The organism is Salmonella sp. 32020114201800008SM, assembly GCF_017572025.1.
Classification (GTDB): Bacteria; Pseudomonadota; Gammaproteobacteria; order Enterobacterales; family Enterobacteriaceae; genus Salmonella; species Salmonella enterica.
Genome location: NZ_JAGEQM010000003.1, coordinates 15,883 through 31,556, shown reverse-complemented (window position 1 = coordinate 31,556; position 15,674 = coordinate 15,883). Strand labels below are relative to the sequence as shown.

Annotated in this window: 23 protein-coding genes; all 23 read left to right on the top strand. The window is 51.9% G+C overall.

Annotation, left to right across the window (positions count from 1 at the left end):
• The first annotated feature begins 308 nt into the window (after positions 1–308).
• Positions 309–407 (top strand): hypothetical protein, encoded by a 99-nt coding sequence (locus J4613_RS22670; RefSeq protein WP_223151200.1) that lies wholly within the window; start codon positions 309–311, stop codon positions 405–407.
• 271 nt (positions 408–678) lie between these two features.
• Positions 679–927 (top strand): hypothetical protein, encoded by a 249-nt coding sequence (locus J4613_RS09525; RefSeq protein WP_000911593.1) that lies wholly within the window; start codon positions 679–681, stop codon positions 925–927.
• Between the two features lie 62 nt (positions 928–989).
• Complete coding sequence (locus J4613_RS09520; protein WP_000929790.1) at positions 990–1,592, top strand: DUF1367 family protein; 603 nt, start codon at positions 990–992, stop codon at positions 1,590–1,592.
• A complete protein-coding gene (locus tag J4613_RS22665; RefSeq protein ID WP_001241016.1) occupies positions 1,592–1,798 on the top strand; it encodes a hypothetical protein in 207 nt (68 codons plus the stop codon). The genes J4613_RS09520 and J4613_RS22665 overlap by 1 nt, the downstream gene beginning before the upstream one ends.
• Before the next feature lie 2 nt (positions 1,799–1,800).
• The gene (locus J4613_RS09515) at positions 1,801–2,412 is read left to right on the top strand and encodes a recombination protein NinG (RefSeq protein WP_046593564.1); all 612 of its coding nucleotides are present in this window, start codon (positions 1,801–1,803) and stop codon (positions 2,410–2,412) included.
• Complete coding sequence (locus J4613_RS09510; RefSeq protein WP_001617856.1) at positions 2,409–2,555, top strand: YlcG family protein; 147 nt, start codon at positions 2,409–2,411, stop codon at positions 2,553–2,555. Before J4613_RS09515 ends, J4613_RS09510 begins: the two co-directional genes overlap by 4 nt.
• Positions 2,545–3,342: an antitermination protein gene (locus J4613_RS09505; protein WP_001047630.1), complete on the top strand. Its 798-nt coding sequence runs from the start codon at positions 2,545–2,547 to the stop codon at positions 3,340–3,342. The genes J4613_RS09510 and J4613_RS09505 overlap by 11 nt, the downstream gene beginning before the upstream one ends.
• 504 nt (positions 3,343–3,846) lie before the next feature.
• Entirely contained in the window at positions 3,847–4,035 is a 189-nt protein-coding gene (locus J4613_RS09500; protein ID WP_001534381.1) for a hypothetical protein, read from the top strand.
• A gap of 202 nt (positions 4,036–4,237) precedes the next feature.
• A complete protein-coding gene (locus J4613_RS09495; protein WP_001682303.1) occupies positions 4,238–4,540 on the top strand; it encodes an HP1 family phage holin in 303 nt (100 codons plus the stop codon).
• Positions 4,518–5,057: a lysozyme gene (locus J4613_RS09490; protein ID WP_000301013.1), complete on the top strand. Its 540-nt coding sequence runs from the start codon at positions 4,518–4,520 to the stop codon at positions 5,055–5,057. The genes J4613_RS09495 and J4613_RS09490 overlap by 23 nt, the downstream gene beginning before the upstream one ends.
• A 316-nt stretch (positions 5,058–5,373) precedes the next feature.
• On the top strand, positions 5,374–5,859 hold the full coding sequence (locus J4613_RS09485; RefSeq protein WP_086010216.1) for a lysis protein: 486 nt from the start codon (positions 5,374–5,376) through the stop codon (positions 5,857–5,859).
• A 210-nt stretch (positions 5,860–6,069) separates the two neighbouring features.
• Positions 6,070–6,603 carry a DUF1441 family protein gene (locus J4613_RS09480; RefSeq protein ID WP_000371784.1) on the top strand — a complete coding sequence of 178 codons (534 nt, stop codon included), beginning with the start codon at positions 6,070–6,072 and terminating at the stop codon, positions 6,601–6,603.
• Positions 6,560–8,698, top strand: a complete 2,139-nt coding sequence (locus J4613_RS09475; protein WP_000989238.1) for a phage terminase large subunit family protein — start codon at positions 6,560–6,562, stop codon at positions 8,696–8,698. Before J4613_RS09480 ends, J4613_RS09475 begins: the two co-directional genes overlap by 44 nt.
• Entirely contained in the window at positions 8,695–8,901 is a 207-nt protein-coding gene (locus J4613_RS09470; RefSeq protein ID WP_000196190.1) for a hypothetical protein, read from the top strand. Before J4613_RS09475 ends, J4613_RS09470 begins: the two co-directional genes overlap by 4 nt.
• On the top strand, positions 8,898–10,445 hold the full coding sequence (locus J4613_RS09465) for a phage portal protein (RefSeq protein ID WP_001009205.1): 1,548 nt from the start codon (positions 8,898–8,900) through the stop codon (positions 10,443–10,445). Before J4613_RS09470 ends, J4613_RS09465 begins: the two co-directional genes overlap by 4 nt.
• Entirely contained in the window at positions 10,369–12,447 is a 2,079-nt protein-coding gene (locus tag J4613_RS09460) for a ClpP-like prohead protease/major capsid protein fusion protein (protein WP_077909833.1), read from the top strand. The genes J4613_RS09465 and J4613_RS09460 overlap by 77 nt, the downstream gene beginning before the upstream one ends.
• A 90-nt stretch (positions 12,448–12,537) precedes the next feature.
• Entirely contained in the window at positions 12,538–12,861 is a 324-nt protein-coding gene (locus J4613_RS09455) for a DUF2190 family protein (protein ID WP_001107908.1), read from the top strand.
• Positions 12,854–13,153 (top strand): ATP-binding protein, encoded by a 300-nt coding sequence (locus J4613_RS09450; protein ID WP_000774239.1) that lies wholly within the window; start codon positions 12,854–12,856, stop codon positions 13,151–13,153. The genes J4613_RS09455 and J4613_RS09450 overlap by 8 nt, the downstream gene beginning before the upstream one ends.
• Positions 13,134–13,700 (top strand): phage tail protein, encoded by a 567-nt coding sequence (locus J4613_RS09445; RefSeq protein WP_111742389.1) that lies wholly within the window; start codon positions 13,134–13,136, stop codon positions 13,698–13,700. Before J4613_RS09450 ends, J4613_RS09445 begins: the two co-directional genes overlap by 20 nt.
• Complete coding sequence (locus J4613_RS09440) at positions 13,697–14,098, top strand: phage minor tail U family protein (protein ID WP_000196703.1); 402 nt, start codon at positions 13,697–13,699, stop codon at positions 14,096–14,098. Before J4613_RS09445 ends, J4613_RS09440 begins: the two co-directional genes overlap by 4 nt.
• Positions 14,099–14,109: 11 nt before the next feature.
• The gene (locus J4613_RS09435; protein ID WP_000132755.1) at positions 14,110–14,859 is read left to right on the top strand and encodes a phage tail protein; all 750 of its coding nucleotides are present in this window, start codon (positions 14,110–14,112) and stop codon (positions 14,857–14,859) included.
• 45 nt (positions 14,860–14,904) lie between these two features.
• A complete protein-coding gene (locus J4613_RS09430; protein ID WP_000478858.1) occupies positions 14,905–15,303 on the top strand; it encodes a phage minor tail protein G in 399 nt (132 codons plus the stop codon).
• Positions 15,300–15,629 (top strand): phage tail assembly protein T, encoded by a 330-nt coding sequence (locus tag J4613_RS09425; protein WP_010989009.1) that lies wholly within the window; start codon positions 15,300–15,302, stop codon positions 15,627–15,629. Before J4613_RS09430 ends, J4613_RS09425 begins: the two co-directional genes overlap by 4 nt.
• Positions 15,630–15,674 lie beyond the last annotated feature (45 nt).

Genomic DNA, 15,674 nt, shown 5'->3' with positions numbered 1-15,674 from the left:
TGCGGCGTCAATGCTGCAGGGAAGTTACTTCAGACAATTCTGTACGTTTTTTATACTCGATTTTTCCTTCATTCTTTATATCTTGCTTCATCTTATGTATTTGCTGCTGAAGAACATGGCCCTGATACCAGTCAGTTCTGATTCTGTTATGCACAGCCTTTTTCATCAGATGATAGTAACTGGTTGTTGCGTGATTCAATGGCCTGCGAGTCTGGTCAACATGCTTTTCGATGCCGGTTGGCCATGATGCCAGTATGGTTAACTGGCATCATGGCAGCATAATTTTGCCGGATAAGTCAACCGCAGCGATGTTAATCGTCCTGATTATCATCTGCATCACTGTCACAGTGACTGCACCAGTAACGAGGAGAGACTGCGATCGAACCGGCCAGACAGAGAGGAGGTAGTTGTCTTCATTGCTAAGTAAGAGACCTTGGGGGATGAATCTCCGTCACCTGTGATGTGTCAGACAACCTCAATGTACCCGTACTTAATACCTGCGCCGGCGGTTTTTTTAATGTCCGGGAAATGAGCATGTCAAAAAATAACCAGTTATAAGATTATAAATAGAACACAGAGAAAATGTCATTGCACATGGTCAAAAAATAACCATATTTATTGATGATGATAATTAATAGTCTCCTATATATTCATGGTGAGCATGAAGATGCTTTAAAAATGCTCAAGTTCGTTATCTATGGAGACACCGTGAAAAATTTAAATAAAACATTCACTTGTAAATATGCTGTTATTCGCCGTGATGACATGACAGTAATTGCTGAAATGGATTTTTTTCCTGACTGCAACAGGTCATTGATGTATCGGGATGGCCGCTATGTCCGGTTTCTGCCGTTGTTGCAAAATGACATCATGGGGAGCGATACCCTGATTAATGAGCTAACTATCAGAGCCGGTTATCATGAATAATCATCCTTTGTTATACTCGCTTGCGGGCTGAACTCCCAATCTACTGCGCCACGGAGAATACCATGGCGCACGAATTACAACTCATCAAGCAGTCATCTGGAATTCTGATCCCCGCAACGCCGGAGACCAGTGATATTCTGCAATCAAAAATCAAACTCGGCGCCGTGCTGGTGGCTGAGTTCCGTCAGGTGAGGAATCCTGCATTCCATCGCCGCTTTTTCGCGTTGCTTAATCTTGGGTTTGAATACTGGGAACCCACCGGCGGCGCCATTTCTGCCAATGAGCGCAAACTGGTAAACGGTTATGCAAAGTTTCTCGCTGCATATGGCGGGAATGAAAGCGCATTACTGGATGCGGCTGAACAGTATCTGGAACAGATTGCAAACCGCCGGGTAACAAACGGGATTAGCCTGTGTAAATCATTCGATGCCTACCGCGCATGGGTGACGGTTGAGGCTGGTCACTATGACGCCATCCAGTTACCGGACGGCACCCTTCGCAAACATCCCCGCAGCATCGCTTTTTCCAGCATGGATGAGGTCGAATTTCAGCAGTTGTATAAATCCGCGCTTGATGTTCTCTGGCGCTGGATTTTATCACGTACATTCCGTACTCAGCGCGAGGCCGAGAACGCCGCCGCCCAGCTCATGAGCTTTGCGGGGTGATGGCGATGAAATACTCCTGGTTCCATCATCACGACTGTACAACCGAGCAGGCCGACACTCTGATATCGGATTATCAGAAGCGGGGCATAAGGACAGAAAAGAGCCTGAACCCTGACTTCATTACCTGGACTGTCAGCGCGAAATTACCTGAATATGCACACCGGGTGCGGACGCCAAAATCCTTACGCCAAAAGGTCTGGGGGTGAGCATGGCTAAATTACCGCGCCGTAAGTGCGCAAACAAAGAATGCCGCCAGTGGTTTCACCCGATACGCGAGGGGCAGATCGTTTGCTCGTACCAGTGTGCCAGCGCCGTCGGCAAAGAACAAACCAGAAAATCTCGCGAAGCCGCGCAACGTAAGGCGCAATCCCTTCAGCGCGCCGCTGAGAAAAAAGAACGCGCCGCCTGGCGCCAGCGGAAAGCCGCGGTTAAGCCGCTGAAGCACTGGATTGACTTGACGCAGCGCGCCGTAAATGACATTTGCCGCGAAACCGAACTGGCAGAAGGACTCGGTTGCATCTCCTGTGGAACGAAGACGGCGTTCGCATGGCATGCAGGCCATTACAGGACTACGGCCGCCGCCGGGCATCTGCGCTTCACTCGCTTCAACATCCATCTTCAGTGTGATGTCTGCAACGTCTACAAATCAGGGAACATCGAAGCATATCGTACCGCGCTGGTTGAGCGTTACGGTGAGGCGGCGGTGCTGGCACTCGAGAACAATAACACCCCGCACCGCTGGACGGTCGAGGAGCTGAAGGAAATCAGGCTCGCGGCACTGGCGGATCTGCGTGCGCTAAAAAAGCTGGAGGCCGCATGAAACCAGAACTGATCGAGATACTCCGCATGCGCTGGTTGCGTCTCCGAATTTATCGATACCGGGGATCTTTTCCTGTGGCATACCGCATTCTTCGTAATTACGTCCGCATTGAAGCAAAACGGGAGCATCGAAATGAATCTTGAGTCCTTACCGAAATATTTTTCACCTAAATCCATGATGCCCGGCGCAGTACCATGCGGAATAACGTCTGATACGCTGACTATTACTGACGTAATGGCATCCCTCGGGCTACTTACTGCAAAAGCCGCAGTGGGTATTGAATTGTATCTTGCAAAAGCTGGGGTTTTATCTTCTGAAAATATCATCGCCTATATCAGACTATTAGCAGAGCAGCGTGCAGAACGGCATGGGGCATTACGGAAAATGGAAGAGGGTAAGCGTTCAAAATTTCTCGACACTATGGCGCGTTATGTATTTCGCGATTATTCCCTCAGCGCGGCCAGCCTGGTGACGTGCAGTAGCTGTCATGGTGCTAAATTAATTGATGCTGAGGTTTTCACGAACAAGGTTACCTACCCGGATGGTAAGCCACCAAAATGGGTAAAAGATACGAAAGGTATTTCTCCGTCCGACTGGGAGGTGTGGAAATCAGTTCGTGAGCAGGTGCGCGTAGTGTGTAAGGCGTGTGATGGCAAAGGCCATGTGAAAAATGAATGTCGTTGCCGGGGACGCGGAGAAATTCTCGATAAGAAAAAATCTGAGTTGCAGGGCGTGCCGGTTTATAAAAAATGCCCAAGATGCAAGGGAAGAGGCTACCCACGTCTCAAAGATACCGAGATTTTTAAAGCACTAGGAGTAACGGAAATGGTATGGCGGTACAACTATAAACTGTTTTTCGATCGGCTGGTGGAGCATTGCCATATTGAGGAATCGTATGCAGAAAAGGTTCTGGGAAACGTGACTCGATGACCAAAATAATTTAGCTATTGCAAACTTAACGGAAAATGGCTAACCTGATTCCAACGATGGGTTATTATGCCTGTGACGTTACAAGAATTAAGAACCTCGCCTCGGCGGGGTTTTCTTTTATGGATTCCCGACGCCAATAAGACAAAGTGCGGGGAGTGATGCGGAGTCTACATGTTCCAGCCGACCGCAAAGCTCACACAGGCAGGGCCACTATCTGATACCGCGATAGCTTTTGCTGATCGCGCCGGAGCGGTAACCGGCAACAATTTAAGCCTCGGTGATTGCCGGGGCTTTTCTGTTTGTGCCGTCCGGAATAATCCCTCTGAGTTTTGTCGTTAATCCACCGGGCGGCCTTCCTACTTCACACTGCGCCATCTGAGCTATCGGTGGTGAGGCTATGACTGGAAAGAGCAGCCTGTACAACAGGATTTGAGTTGTGGTTTCTTGCACCGCGGCATTTTCTGCTTCGCCCTATACTATTTGCTTAGTCTTGCGGAGGTGTGAATGAAAGAAGGGTATTACTGGATTCAGCATAACGGTGTTGTTCAGGTGGCATACTATACGAACGACACAGTTGACGATCTGGAATCAGGACAGCTTATTGTTGGTGTCTGGCATCTGACAAGGGGCGATGATATCTGCCATAACGGTGAAGCAGAAGTACTGTCGGGGCTGTTACAACCACCAGCTTAGATATAGAACGCGCTGGCGGCGCTTGGAAGACGGCTTGAAATATTAGCTGCGTAAATCATACCCCTGATTGTCTGTATACCACTGCCACGTAGCGGGGATTGGCTCCCGCACCCATCACAAGGCTGCGCTATTGCGCGGCCTTTCTTTTTCCACTTACCCGACATCCGGGTAGTCCATTTCCCGGACAGGGGAAGTTATGACAATGGATAAACATACGACATGGCTGGCCTACATCTGGGCATTAATCAGCGGCATATGCGCCCAGTGGACGTTAAACGACTATGGCGCGCTGATAGGTATTGTTCTGGGTATTGGTACGTTTCTGGTTAATAAGCATTACAAAAAGAAATCAGAGCAGGCTCAGGCAAGACAGGCTGCCGCGATGGAAGAGCGTAACAGGCTAATCGCCCGGATTCTGGAAAAAAACGACCATGACAGCACGTTAAAAATGCTGGCGGTATCTGAAATGCCGGAGGGCAGTAATGGCGGTCAGGACAAAAGTTAAATACGGTCTTTCCGCCGCCATGCTGGCGCTGATTGCCGCCGGTGCCAGCGCACCGCAGCTACTCGACCAGTTTTTACAGGAGCGGGAAGGAAATACGCTGGTGGCCGTTCGTGATAACGGCGGCGTCTGGTCAGTATGCCGTGGCGTGACCCGTATCGATGGTAAACCCGTCGTGAAAGGCCAGCGACTGACACAAAGCCAGTGCGACCATTACAACGCCATCGAGCGGGATAAAGCGCTGTCATGGGTAAATAAACATGTTCATATACCGCTGACTGAACCGCAGAAAACCGGTATTGCGTCGTTCTGTCCGTATAACATCGGTCCCGGTAAATGTTTTCCGTCCACGTTTTACCGGAAGCTCAACGCAGGAGATCGTAAGGGAGCGTGTGCAGAAATCCGCCGTTGGATATATGACGGCGGCAAAGACTGCCACAACAGGGAAAATCAGTGTTACGGCCAGGTGATACGACGCGACCAGGAATCGGCGCTGGCGTGCTGGGGTATTGAACAATAAATTGTTGTCAGCGGAATAATTCACCAAAAATGACATGGCGCCACGGACGCGGATAACACAAAATCTGCCGATTTCTGATTTACGAAGGATATAAAAGCGAAAACCCCGATTGCTGCAAACAGTCGGGGTTTTCTGTTTCTGCACCTTGATGAAGGCAAGGGAGAACCTGTGATTGATATTAGCAAACTGATTAGGGAGTTGCGACTAATGATTGAGCAATTACCAAACTGGAAATTTGTCCTGATCTGGCTGGTACTGTTTGTCGCCGCTATTGGCTATCTGATAGGACAAATCCGTTGGTGGTGACATGAATCGTATAACCACCGGCGTAATAGTCTCGTTGCTGATAGTGATCGCAGCGCTGGCATGGGCCACTGACCACTACCACGGTAACGCGGTGAAGTACAAAGAGCAGCGCGACACCGTTACTCATAAGCTGGCGCTGGCGAACGCGACAATTACTGACATGACGAAGCGCCAGCGTGACGTCGCCGCCCTCGATGCAAAATACACAAAGGAATTAGCTGATGCGAAATCTGAGAATGATGCTTTGCGCGATGATGTTGCCGCTGGCCGTCGTCGCCTGCTCGTCAACGCAACATGCCCCACAGTGCCGACAGGTAAATCCACCTCCACCGCCCGCGTGGATAATGCAGCCAGCCCCAGACTGGCAGACTCCGCTCAACGGGATTATTTCACCCTCAGAGAGCGAGTAAAGACGATGCAAAAGCAACTCGAAGGGGCGCAGGCGTACATTCGTACCCAATGCCACAGTAATGCAGGAAAAAATAATAATAAATAGTGACTATATCAAAAAGGTACTCCTGGGCAGGGTGCGCCACGGGTGGCTTCGGGCTCGCGGGAATCGGCTGATTTTTGATTTTTTAGTCTCTGTCAGCACTGAAAAATAACCTTAAAAATCAATACATTTACTGTTTTCAGTGTCGAAGTGGTACGTTTTTTGTTCGACACTGAACGCCATTTTCACCGTATACAGGAAAAGAGCACGACTGTGGATCAGGAAATTAAAAGCCTCGAATTAAACATCACACAGCTTTCGGCCATCACTGGTGCACACCGACAGACCATCGCCAGCAGGCTGAAGGGCGTAAAAACCTCAGGTGGGAACGGTAGTAACCTGAAAATCTACCGGCTGGTGGATATTCTGACCGCCATGATGACGATGCCGGCTGTTACCGGGGAGAATGACCCCAATAAGATGAAACCCTCAGATCGACGGGCATGGTTTCAGTCGGAAATGACGCGTATTGAGCTGGAAAAGGAGATGAGAACTCTGATCCCGGCCAGCGAGGTGCTGAGCGTTTATGCTGTCATGGCAAAAACGGTCGTCAAGACACTGGAGATACTGCCGGACTTACTGGAAAGGGATGCGGCATTGCCGCCTGATGCGCTGGAAATGACGCAAAAAATTATTGATCAACTCAGGGAAGATCTGGCCAGCATGACATACCAGGCCTGCGCGGATGCTATAAACGGAGATGATGATGACAACGGTGACGAAGGGCAAGAGGAAGAGCAGGAATAGTTTAGCCTCTGCTGTTGTTGCCGGATGTGATATCTCATCGATGTTCAGGCCGCCGCGCAGGATGAAGATATCGGATGCGGTCAGAAAATATATGCGCGTACCACGCGATGCGGGAAATTCTGTGGCATGGGAATCCACCCTGACCCCCTATGTGGTGGAAGCCATGAACTGCCTGTCATCACGCAGCTACGATGCCGTGGTATTTGTCGCCCCGGCAAGAACCGGTAAGACGCTGGGGCTGATTGACGGCTGGATTTCCTACAATATTGTCTGCGATCCGTCTGACATGCTGGTGGTTCAGATGACTCAGGACAAGGCGCAGGAGCACTCAAAGCGGCGTCTGGCAAAGATGTTTCGCCACAGTCCGGCGATAGCAAGAAGACTCAGCCCTCACCGTAACGATAATAATGTGCATGATAAAACGTTTCGTGATGGCTCGTTTCTGAAAATTGGCTGGCCATCAATCAATGTTTTTTCGTCTTCGGATTTTAAATGTGTGGCGCTGACTGACTACGATCGGTTCCCCGAAGATGTTGATGGTGAGGGGGATGCATTCTCGCTGGCGTCGAAGCGTACCACAACGTTTATGTCGCTGGGTATGACACTGGTGGAGAGCTCGCCGGGGCGGGAAATTACCGATACCAGATGGAAACCGTCATTACCGCACGAAGCACCGCCGACCACAGGAATACTTTCCCTGTACAACCGTGGCGATCGTCGTCGCTGGTACTGGCCGTGTCCGCATTGTGGCGAATATTTTCAGCCATCAATGGCGAATATGACCGGCTATCGCCATATTGCCGACCCTATGGAGGCCAGTGAAGCAGCGCGGATTCAGTGCCCACACTGCCATAAGTTGACTGAACCACAGCAGAAGCGTGAGCTGAATAATCGTGGCGTCTGGTTGCGGGAAGGTCAGCACATTGACCGCGACGGCAATATTACCGGCGAAGCCCGCCGCTCACGTATCGCCAGTTTCTGGATGGAGGGACCGGCGGCGGCTTATCAGACCTGGGCGCAACTGGTTTACAAGCTGCTGACCGCCGAAGAGGAATACGAACGAACCGGCAGCGAGGAAACCCTGAAAGCCGTCATCAATACGGACTGGGGATTACCCTATCAGTCCCGTCGCTCGCTGGAGGCACGCAGCGGTGACGCGCTGATGGCACGCGCTGAGGACGTATCAAAACGTACCGTTCCTGACGGGGTGCGTTTTATTGTGGCAACCGTTGACGTACAGGGCGGTAAAAAGCGGCGCTTTGTGGTCCAGGTAGTGGGCTATGGCGCATATGGTGAACGCTGGATCATTGACCGCTACAACATCCGTTATTCCCTGAGAGTGAATGAGGATGGCGAAAGCCAGCCTGTCAATCCGGCTGCAAGACCGGAAGACTGGGATTTGCTGAGAACGGATGTGCTGGAAAAGACGTATCCGCTGGCGGCAGATCCTGAACAGTTTATGCCGGTACTGGCAATGGCGGTGGACTCAGGTGGTGAAGACGGTGTTACCGATAATGCCTACGCGTTCTGGCGAAGGTGTAAGCGAAAAGGCGTTGCCGGGCGCGTTTATCTGTTCAAGGGAGACAGTACCCGACGCGAGAAGCTGATCACCAAAACCTATCCCGATAACACCGAACGCTCAGAACGTCGGGCAAAAGCCAGGGGGGATGTGCCGTTGTATCTGTTACAGACCAATGCCCTGAAAGACAGGGTAGCTGCCGCACTGGAGCGTGAGGAGCCGGGGGCGAATTACATTCATTTTCCTGACTGGCTGGGGCCGTGGTTCTACGAGGAACTGACCTATGAAGAGCGCAGCGCAGACGGAAAGTGGAAAAAACCGGGACGCGGTAATAACGAGGCGCTCGATCTGATGTGTTACGCCCACGCGCTGGCTATTCTCCGTGGCTATGAGCGAATCAACTGGGAAAAACCACCAGGATGGGCTCGCTTACCGGAAAAAGACGCCGCAAAAACCACGCAGCCTGTTGAGGTTCGCCAGCAGGGGCAACACGAAGGAGGAGAGAAAGCCGTGAAAGCCAGGAAGAAAAAAATTTTACCCGCCTGGGGCGGTGGTTCCGGAGGAGGGTGGTTATGACCAGGGCAGGGCTACAGGAGTTGTACAACGCCTATCTGGAGGCCGAGCTTGCTGTACTGAAAGGCAAGTCCATCATGCTTAACGGTCAGTCAATGACAATGGAAAGCCTGGAGGAAATCAGGAAGGGGCGCCGCGAGATTGAAGACAGGTTACAGCGGTTAAATAATCCGCGACGGCTTTTCACCCGGGCGAGGTTGTCATGAATTTTATCGATAAAGCTATCAGCATGATGTCGCCGGGATGGGCTGTATCAAGACTCCGATCGCGGGCAGTAATAAAAGCTTACGAGGCTGCAATACCCACCCGGACACATAAAATTAAGCGTGAAAACCGCAACGCCAATCAACTAAACCAGATTGCCGGAAAGTCCCTGCGGGAGCAGGCCCGCTGGTTCGATAACAATCACGATCTGGTGGTGGGGGCGCTCGATAAGATGGAAGAGCGCGTTATCGGGGCTAAGGGGATCATCGTTGAGCCACAACCACTGACGGTGGCCGGAACGCTGAATAACGCGCTGGCGGAACAAATCCACGCCAGATGGGCAGAGTGGTCCGTGTCGCCGGACGTGACCGGACAATATACGCGCCCGGTACTGGAGCGCCTTTTGTTACGCACATGGTTGCGGGACGGGGAGGTGTTCTCCCAGATGGTGGCGGGAAAAATGCCGGGGCTTGAGCCGGTGGCGGGCGTACCGTTCTGGCTTGAGGCGATGGAACCGGATTATGTCCCGATGGAACAGACGGACAGTACAAATAATCTGGTTCAGGGGATCTATTTTAACGACTGGCAAAGGCCAAAAAGTTACATCGTCTGTAAATCCTGGCCGGGATTTGCCACCGCTATGGTGGCCACCAAGCTTATCGATGCAGAAAATATGCTGCATCTTAAATTCACCCGTCGCCTGAATCAGGCGCGGGGCGTCACATTGCTGGCGCCGGTTATTATCCGGCTGCTGGATCTGAAGGAGTATGAGGACAGTGAAAGGCTGGCCGCGCGTATTTCGGCGGCTTTTGCCATGTTTATCCGGCGCAGTGACGCAATGGTACAGGATGGTGACGCGCCAGATTATGCGGATAAAGACCGCGATCTGGATATTGAACCCGGCACCATTCTGAAAGACCTGTTGCCGGGAGAGGATATCGGCACCATCAAATCTGACAGGCCAAATGCCAACCTGGAGTCTTTCCGTATGGGGCAACTGCGAGCGGTTGCCGCAGGTGTACGCGGAAGTTTTTCTTCTATTGCCAGAAACTACGACGGCACCTACAGCGCCCAGCGTCAGGAGCTGGTGGAGGCTCAGGAGGGATACACCATTCTACAGGATAATTTTATTGCTGCCGTCAGTCGCCCGGTTTACCGGCGATGGCTGGCGACGGCGATTACGGCGGGTGTGATAGATGTGCCGACGGACACGGACATGGGGACCCTGTTTAATGCCGTGTATTCCGGTCCGGTTATGCCGTGGATAGATCCGCTGAAAGAGGCGAATGCCTGGCGGGTGCTGATACGCGGCGGGGCGGCAACAGAGAGTGACTGGGTGCGTGCCCGTGGCGGCGCACCTGCTGAAGTGAAACGCCGCCGTAAGGCGGAAATTGACGAAAACCGTAAGCTGGGACTGGTATTTGATACTGACCCGGCACATGACCCGGGGGAACAGGATAATGCCGGAAGTGAAGACAACAGTGGCGGCGATAAAAATGCCGCCGGTGATGACCACAGGGAACGAACGCGGGGAGGGAAGCAGTAATAGCTGGTATTCCATCAGGGCTGCAGTCAATAACACGGCGGAGGTCCGCATTTATGACGAGATTGGTGGATGGGGAATTTCGGCTCGCTGGTTTGCAGAAGAACTGGCTGCACTGGGACAGATTAACCGGATAAATCTGCATATTCATTCACCTGGCGGAGCAGTACTGGACGGAATAGCCATTTATAACCTGCTGAAAAATCATCCGGCGCAAAAAACGGTGTATATCGATGGAATGGCCTGCTCAATGGCATCCGCTATTGCGATGGTAGGTAATCCCATCATTATGCCGGAAAACGCCATGATGATGATTCATAAGCCGCGCGGAGTGGCGGGGGGGGAGGCGGAGGATATCCGGGAATATGCTGACCTGCTTGACAAGATCGAAAGCGTCATTATCCCCATCTATACCGAAAAAACTGGAAAAACGCCTGAAGATATTGCTGCCATGCTGGCAAAGGAGACCTGGATGAGCGGCGCGGAGTGCGTCAGTGAAGGGTTTGCCGACAAACTGATACAGCCTGTAAAAGCAATGGCCTGTATTCATTCAAAACGTGTTGAGGAGTTTGAGCATATGCCACAGAGCATTAAAGGTATGATTATCGCCCCGCAGGGCAATGCAGGCGCGCAACCGCAGCCACAGGCAAAAGCCCCTGAGTCACAGATTCAGTCGCAGGCTCAGTCGCCGGCTGTAGATGAAAATGCCATTCGCGCACGCCTGCAGGAAGAACAGCGTAACCGTATCACCGGCATTCAGAATGTGTTTTCACTTTCCGGCGATCGTTATGCCTCGCTGATGGCAGAGTGCATTGCTGATGTGGATTGCTCTCTGGAAATGGCGAAGGACAGACTGTTGGCCGAGATGGCGAAAGGTATTACGCCGACTAACCAGCTGAATGGTCCGCAGAATCGCGCAGAGTTTCATGCCGGGATGTATACCGGAAACGGTAATATTACCGGCGACGCCGTTCGCGCTGCCGTGATGGCCCGCGCAGGCTATGAAGAAGCGCAGAAGGATAACCCGTACAACTGTATGACCCTGCGTGAACTGGCGCGAATTTCGCTGGTGGCGAGGGGTACAGGCGTGTCCAGCATGAATCCCATGCAGATGATCGGCATGGCATTTACGCACAGCACCTCCGATTTCGGTAACATTCTGCTGGATGTTGCAAACAAGTCCATTCTGCAGGGCTGGCAGGAAGCGCCGGAAACCTTCGATGCCTGGACCAAAAAAGGACAGTTGTCTGATTTCAGGATTGCGCACCGTGTGGGTATGGGGGGATTCAGTTCACTGCGTCAGGTTCGTGAAGGAGCGGAATACAAATACGTCACCACAGGGGATAAACAGGCGACCATTGCGCTCGCCACCTATGGGGAGCTGTTCAGCATTACCCGCCAGGCCATCATCAATGATGATATGAATATGCTGACGGATGTCCCGATGAAGCTGGGACGTGCGGCAAAAGCCACCATTGCCGATCTGGTTTATGACGTTCTCATCAGTAACCAGAAACTGTCCAGTGATAATGTGGCGCTGTTTGACAAGACGAAACACGCAAACGTCCTTGAAAAAGCCGTTATGGATGTGGCGTCCCTGGATAAAGCGCGCCAGCTAATGCGGATGCAGAAAGAGGGCGATCGCCACCTCAATATCCGTCCGGCATTTGTACTGGTGCCGACGGCGCTGGAGTCTGTGTCAAATCAGGTGATTAAATCTGTCAGTGTCAAGGGGGCGGATATTAACGCCGGGATCATTAACCCGGTGAAAGATTTCGCCACGGTGATCGCGGAGCCTCGTCTTGATGACGCCAGTCAGTCCACTTTCTATCTTACTGCAGCAAAAGGCAGCGATACCGTTGAGGTGGCTTACCTTAACGGCGTGGATGAGCCGTATATCGACCAGCAGGAAGGATTCACGGTGGATGGCGTAACCACGAAAGTTCGTATTGATGCGGGCGTTGCGCCGGTGGATTATCGCGGTATGGTGAAATGCACCGTATAACCCACTAAAAGCAGACATTAAGCGATACGGCCCTGACGGGCTTTTTTTATACCTGAAATCCGGCACGGCGTGCCGGAAAGGAGAATAACCGTGGCTAAGAATTACGTGGAAGACGGCAAAACGATTGAAATTGTGGCGACCACGTCACTAAAGAGCGGAGATCTGGTACAGGTCGGCGATATGTTCGCTGTGGCTGTTACCGATATTGCCGCCGGGAGCGCCGGAACCGGCATCGCAGAAGGGGTATTCAGCATACCAAAACTGACAACAGAGGATATTGCCGTCGGGAAAAAAGTGTATCTGAAGGATAACGTGGTTCAGACGGATGCAACCGGCAGCCTGCCGTATGTCGGGGTGGTATGGGCGCCAGCGGCAAACGGTGATGAAACCGTTCCGGTAAAAATTAATGGCTGACCTTTTTGACGGGATGAAAAGGCGCATGGATGCACTTATCGCAGAACGCTTCGGCATGAAGGTCAACATCAACGGGACTGACTGCATAGTGGTGGAGTCTGATTTTCTGGCTGAACTGGGGCCTGTTGAAGGAAACGGAAAAAACGTAGTGGTGTTTTCAGGCAACGTTATCCCGCGCCGGGGAGACAGGGTGGTACTGCGGGGCAGTGAGTTTACCGTGACCCGTATCCGGCGTTTTAACGGTAAGCCACAACTGACTCTGGAGGAGAACAATGGAGGTAAAGGGGCTTAAAGAGGCCATTTCAGTACTTAAAGAAATTGATCGTGGATATGTGACCCGGGCAAAAATTCGGGCCATTAACCGGGTGGCAAAACGGGTGGTCAGCGTGTCAGTTCGCAGTGCTGCTGCTTTGGTGGTGGCCGGAGACAACCGACGGCAGGGTATTCCCGTCAGAACGGTAAAACGTCGCGCCAGAGTCAGGCTGGCCAGAGCGGACAAGCCTTTTGCCAACATTTATGTGAACTGTGATCCGCTGACTGCCATCAGGTTACTGAGTTCGCCACCATCAACCCCGATGAGGGGGAGAAAAGGTAAGCCGCTACGTATAGGAAAATACCGTTTTGACCGGGGGTTTATTGCGCAGGCTCCGAACGGATGGTGGCAGGTATTTGAGCGTTCCGGTGCCGGAAGATACCCACTTAATGTGGTGAAAATCCCGGTTGCTGATGCATTGCGCCATGCGTTCAACACGCAGGTTGTTTTACAGATGAAAACGGAGATGCCCAAAGAGCTGAAGCATGAAATCAGTTATGAACTGAGGAGATTCACTAAAAAATGACCCGACACAGTGCAGTACGGCAGGCCATTATTGCCGCATTAAAAAAGACCGATGATGGCTCCACCACGTTTTTTGACGGTCGTCCGGTCGTGGTGGAGGAGGATGAGTTACCTGCGGTGGCGGTGTACCTGAGTGATGCTCAGTATACCGGTACTGAGGTGGACGGTGATATCTGGAGCGCGGTGCTACATGTGGAAGTATTTCTGAAAGCCACTGCACCGGACAGCGCCCTGGATGAACAGATGGAGAACAGGGTGTATCCGGCACTGGGGAGCGTGGCGGGACTGGGTGACATCATCCGGACAATGTCGGCGCAGGGGTATAACTATCAGCGAGACGATGAAATGGCGATGTGGGGGTCAGCCGATCTGAGTTACGACATCACCTATTCCATGTAGAGGAAAAGAGAATGACAGACACGACAATTCCTAATCCACTTGCGCCGGTAAAAGGCGCAAATACCACATTCTGGATGTACAACAGCGAGGGTGATCCGTTCGCCAGCCCGCTAAGTGATAATAACTGGCTGAGGCTGGCAAACGTAAAAGACCTGCAGCCGGGAGAACTGACGGCAGATGCAGAAGATAATAACTATCTTGATGACGAGAACGCTGACTGGAAAAGTACCACACAGGGACAGAAGTCTGCCGGGGATACTTCTGTGACGCTGGCGTGGAAGCCAGGTGAGGACGTACAGAAAAAGCTTATTCAACTGTTCACGACCGGGCAGAAGCGCGGATTCCGGATCAAGTATCCGAACGGCACTGTTGATGTGTTCAGAGGCTGGGTGAGCTCGCTGGGGAAAACGGTGCAGAGTAAGGATGAGATCGCCCGTACAGTAAAAATTACCAGTGTGGGCCGTCCGTACATTGCTGAAGAGGATGCACCGGAAGTGGTTAGTGTTACCGGACTGACAGTGGAACCGACAAATGCCACCGTGAAGGTCGGCGCCACAACAGCGGTTACGTTCACGGTGAAACCGGATAACGTGACAGATAAATCACTGCGTATCGCAACGTCAGATCCGACTACAGCCACCGTCACGCAGGCGGAAAATATTGCCACTGTAAAAGGTGTTAAGGCAGGTACAGTGAAAATTATTGGCATGACAACAGACGGTAATTTTACCGCTATTGCGGATATTACTGTTCAGGCATAACCCACCTCTCGTCCTGTTTTGGGGCATTTTTTTCAGGAATAAATCATGTTTTTAAAGAAAGAGACGTTTACCCGGGGGGATGCGTCGGTGGCATTGTTCGAGTTATCCGGCCTGCAACGTATTGAGTACCTGGAGTTCATCCAGAAACGTACTGCGAAATATGACACGGATATGGATGGTGCGACGGAAGCGGATAAGCGCGTGGCTTATATGCAAATGGCACTGGAAATTAATGCCTGGCTGGTATCCCGCTCGCTTCTGAATGGTGATTCTTCTCAGGATGCAGACACGCTTTATCAGTCAGTACAGGCGAAGTGGTCGTATGAGGCGCTGGACGCAGGCGCAGAAAGTGTTCTGATGCTCAGCGGGCTGTCTGCGGATAAGAAAGATAACGCCAGTGATTCAGGTAATGAATCAGAGGACATGACGCCGGAAAAGTCCTGAATAATGAGCTTCATTTTGTCCGGCAACTGGCCCGGGAGTTCCGGCGGCCTGACTGGCGCCGGATGCTGGACGAAATGAGTTCAACTGAACTTAGTGAGTGGGCTGATTTCTTTCGGGAAAACAGTTTCAGTGATGCCCTGCTGGATGCGGAGTTTTCCACGCTGAAAGCGCAGGTGTTCATGCTGGTGACGGGGAAAGAAATCGATGCAGCGGACTTCAGTTTGCTGACATTACCCGGAGCGGTACAGAGCATGACGGAGCAGGATCTGCTTGAAGTGGCAGTCGGTATTCCGGGAGGAGTGAGATTTGAGCCAGAAAGTCGGTGATATCGTCATCAACATGGATGTTGATACAGCTAAAGTTGCCGCCGG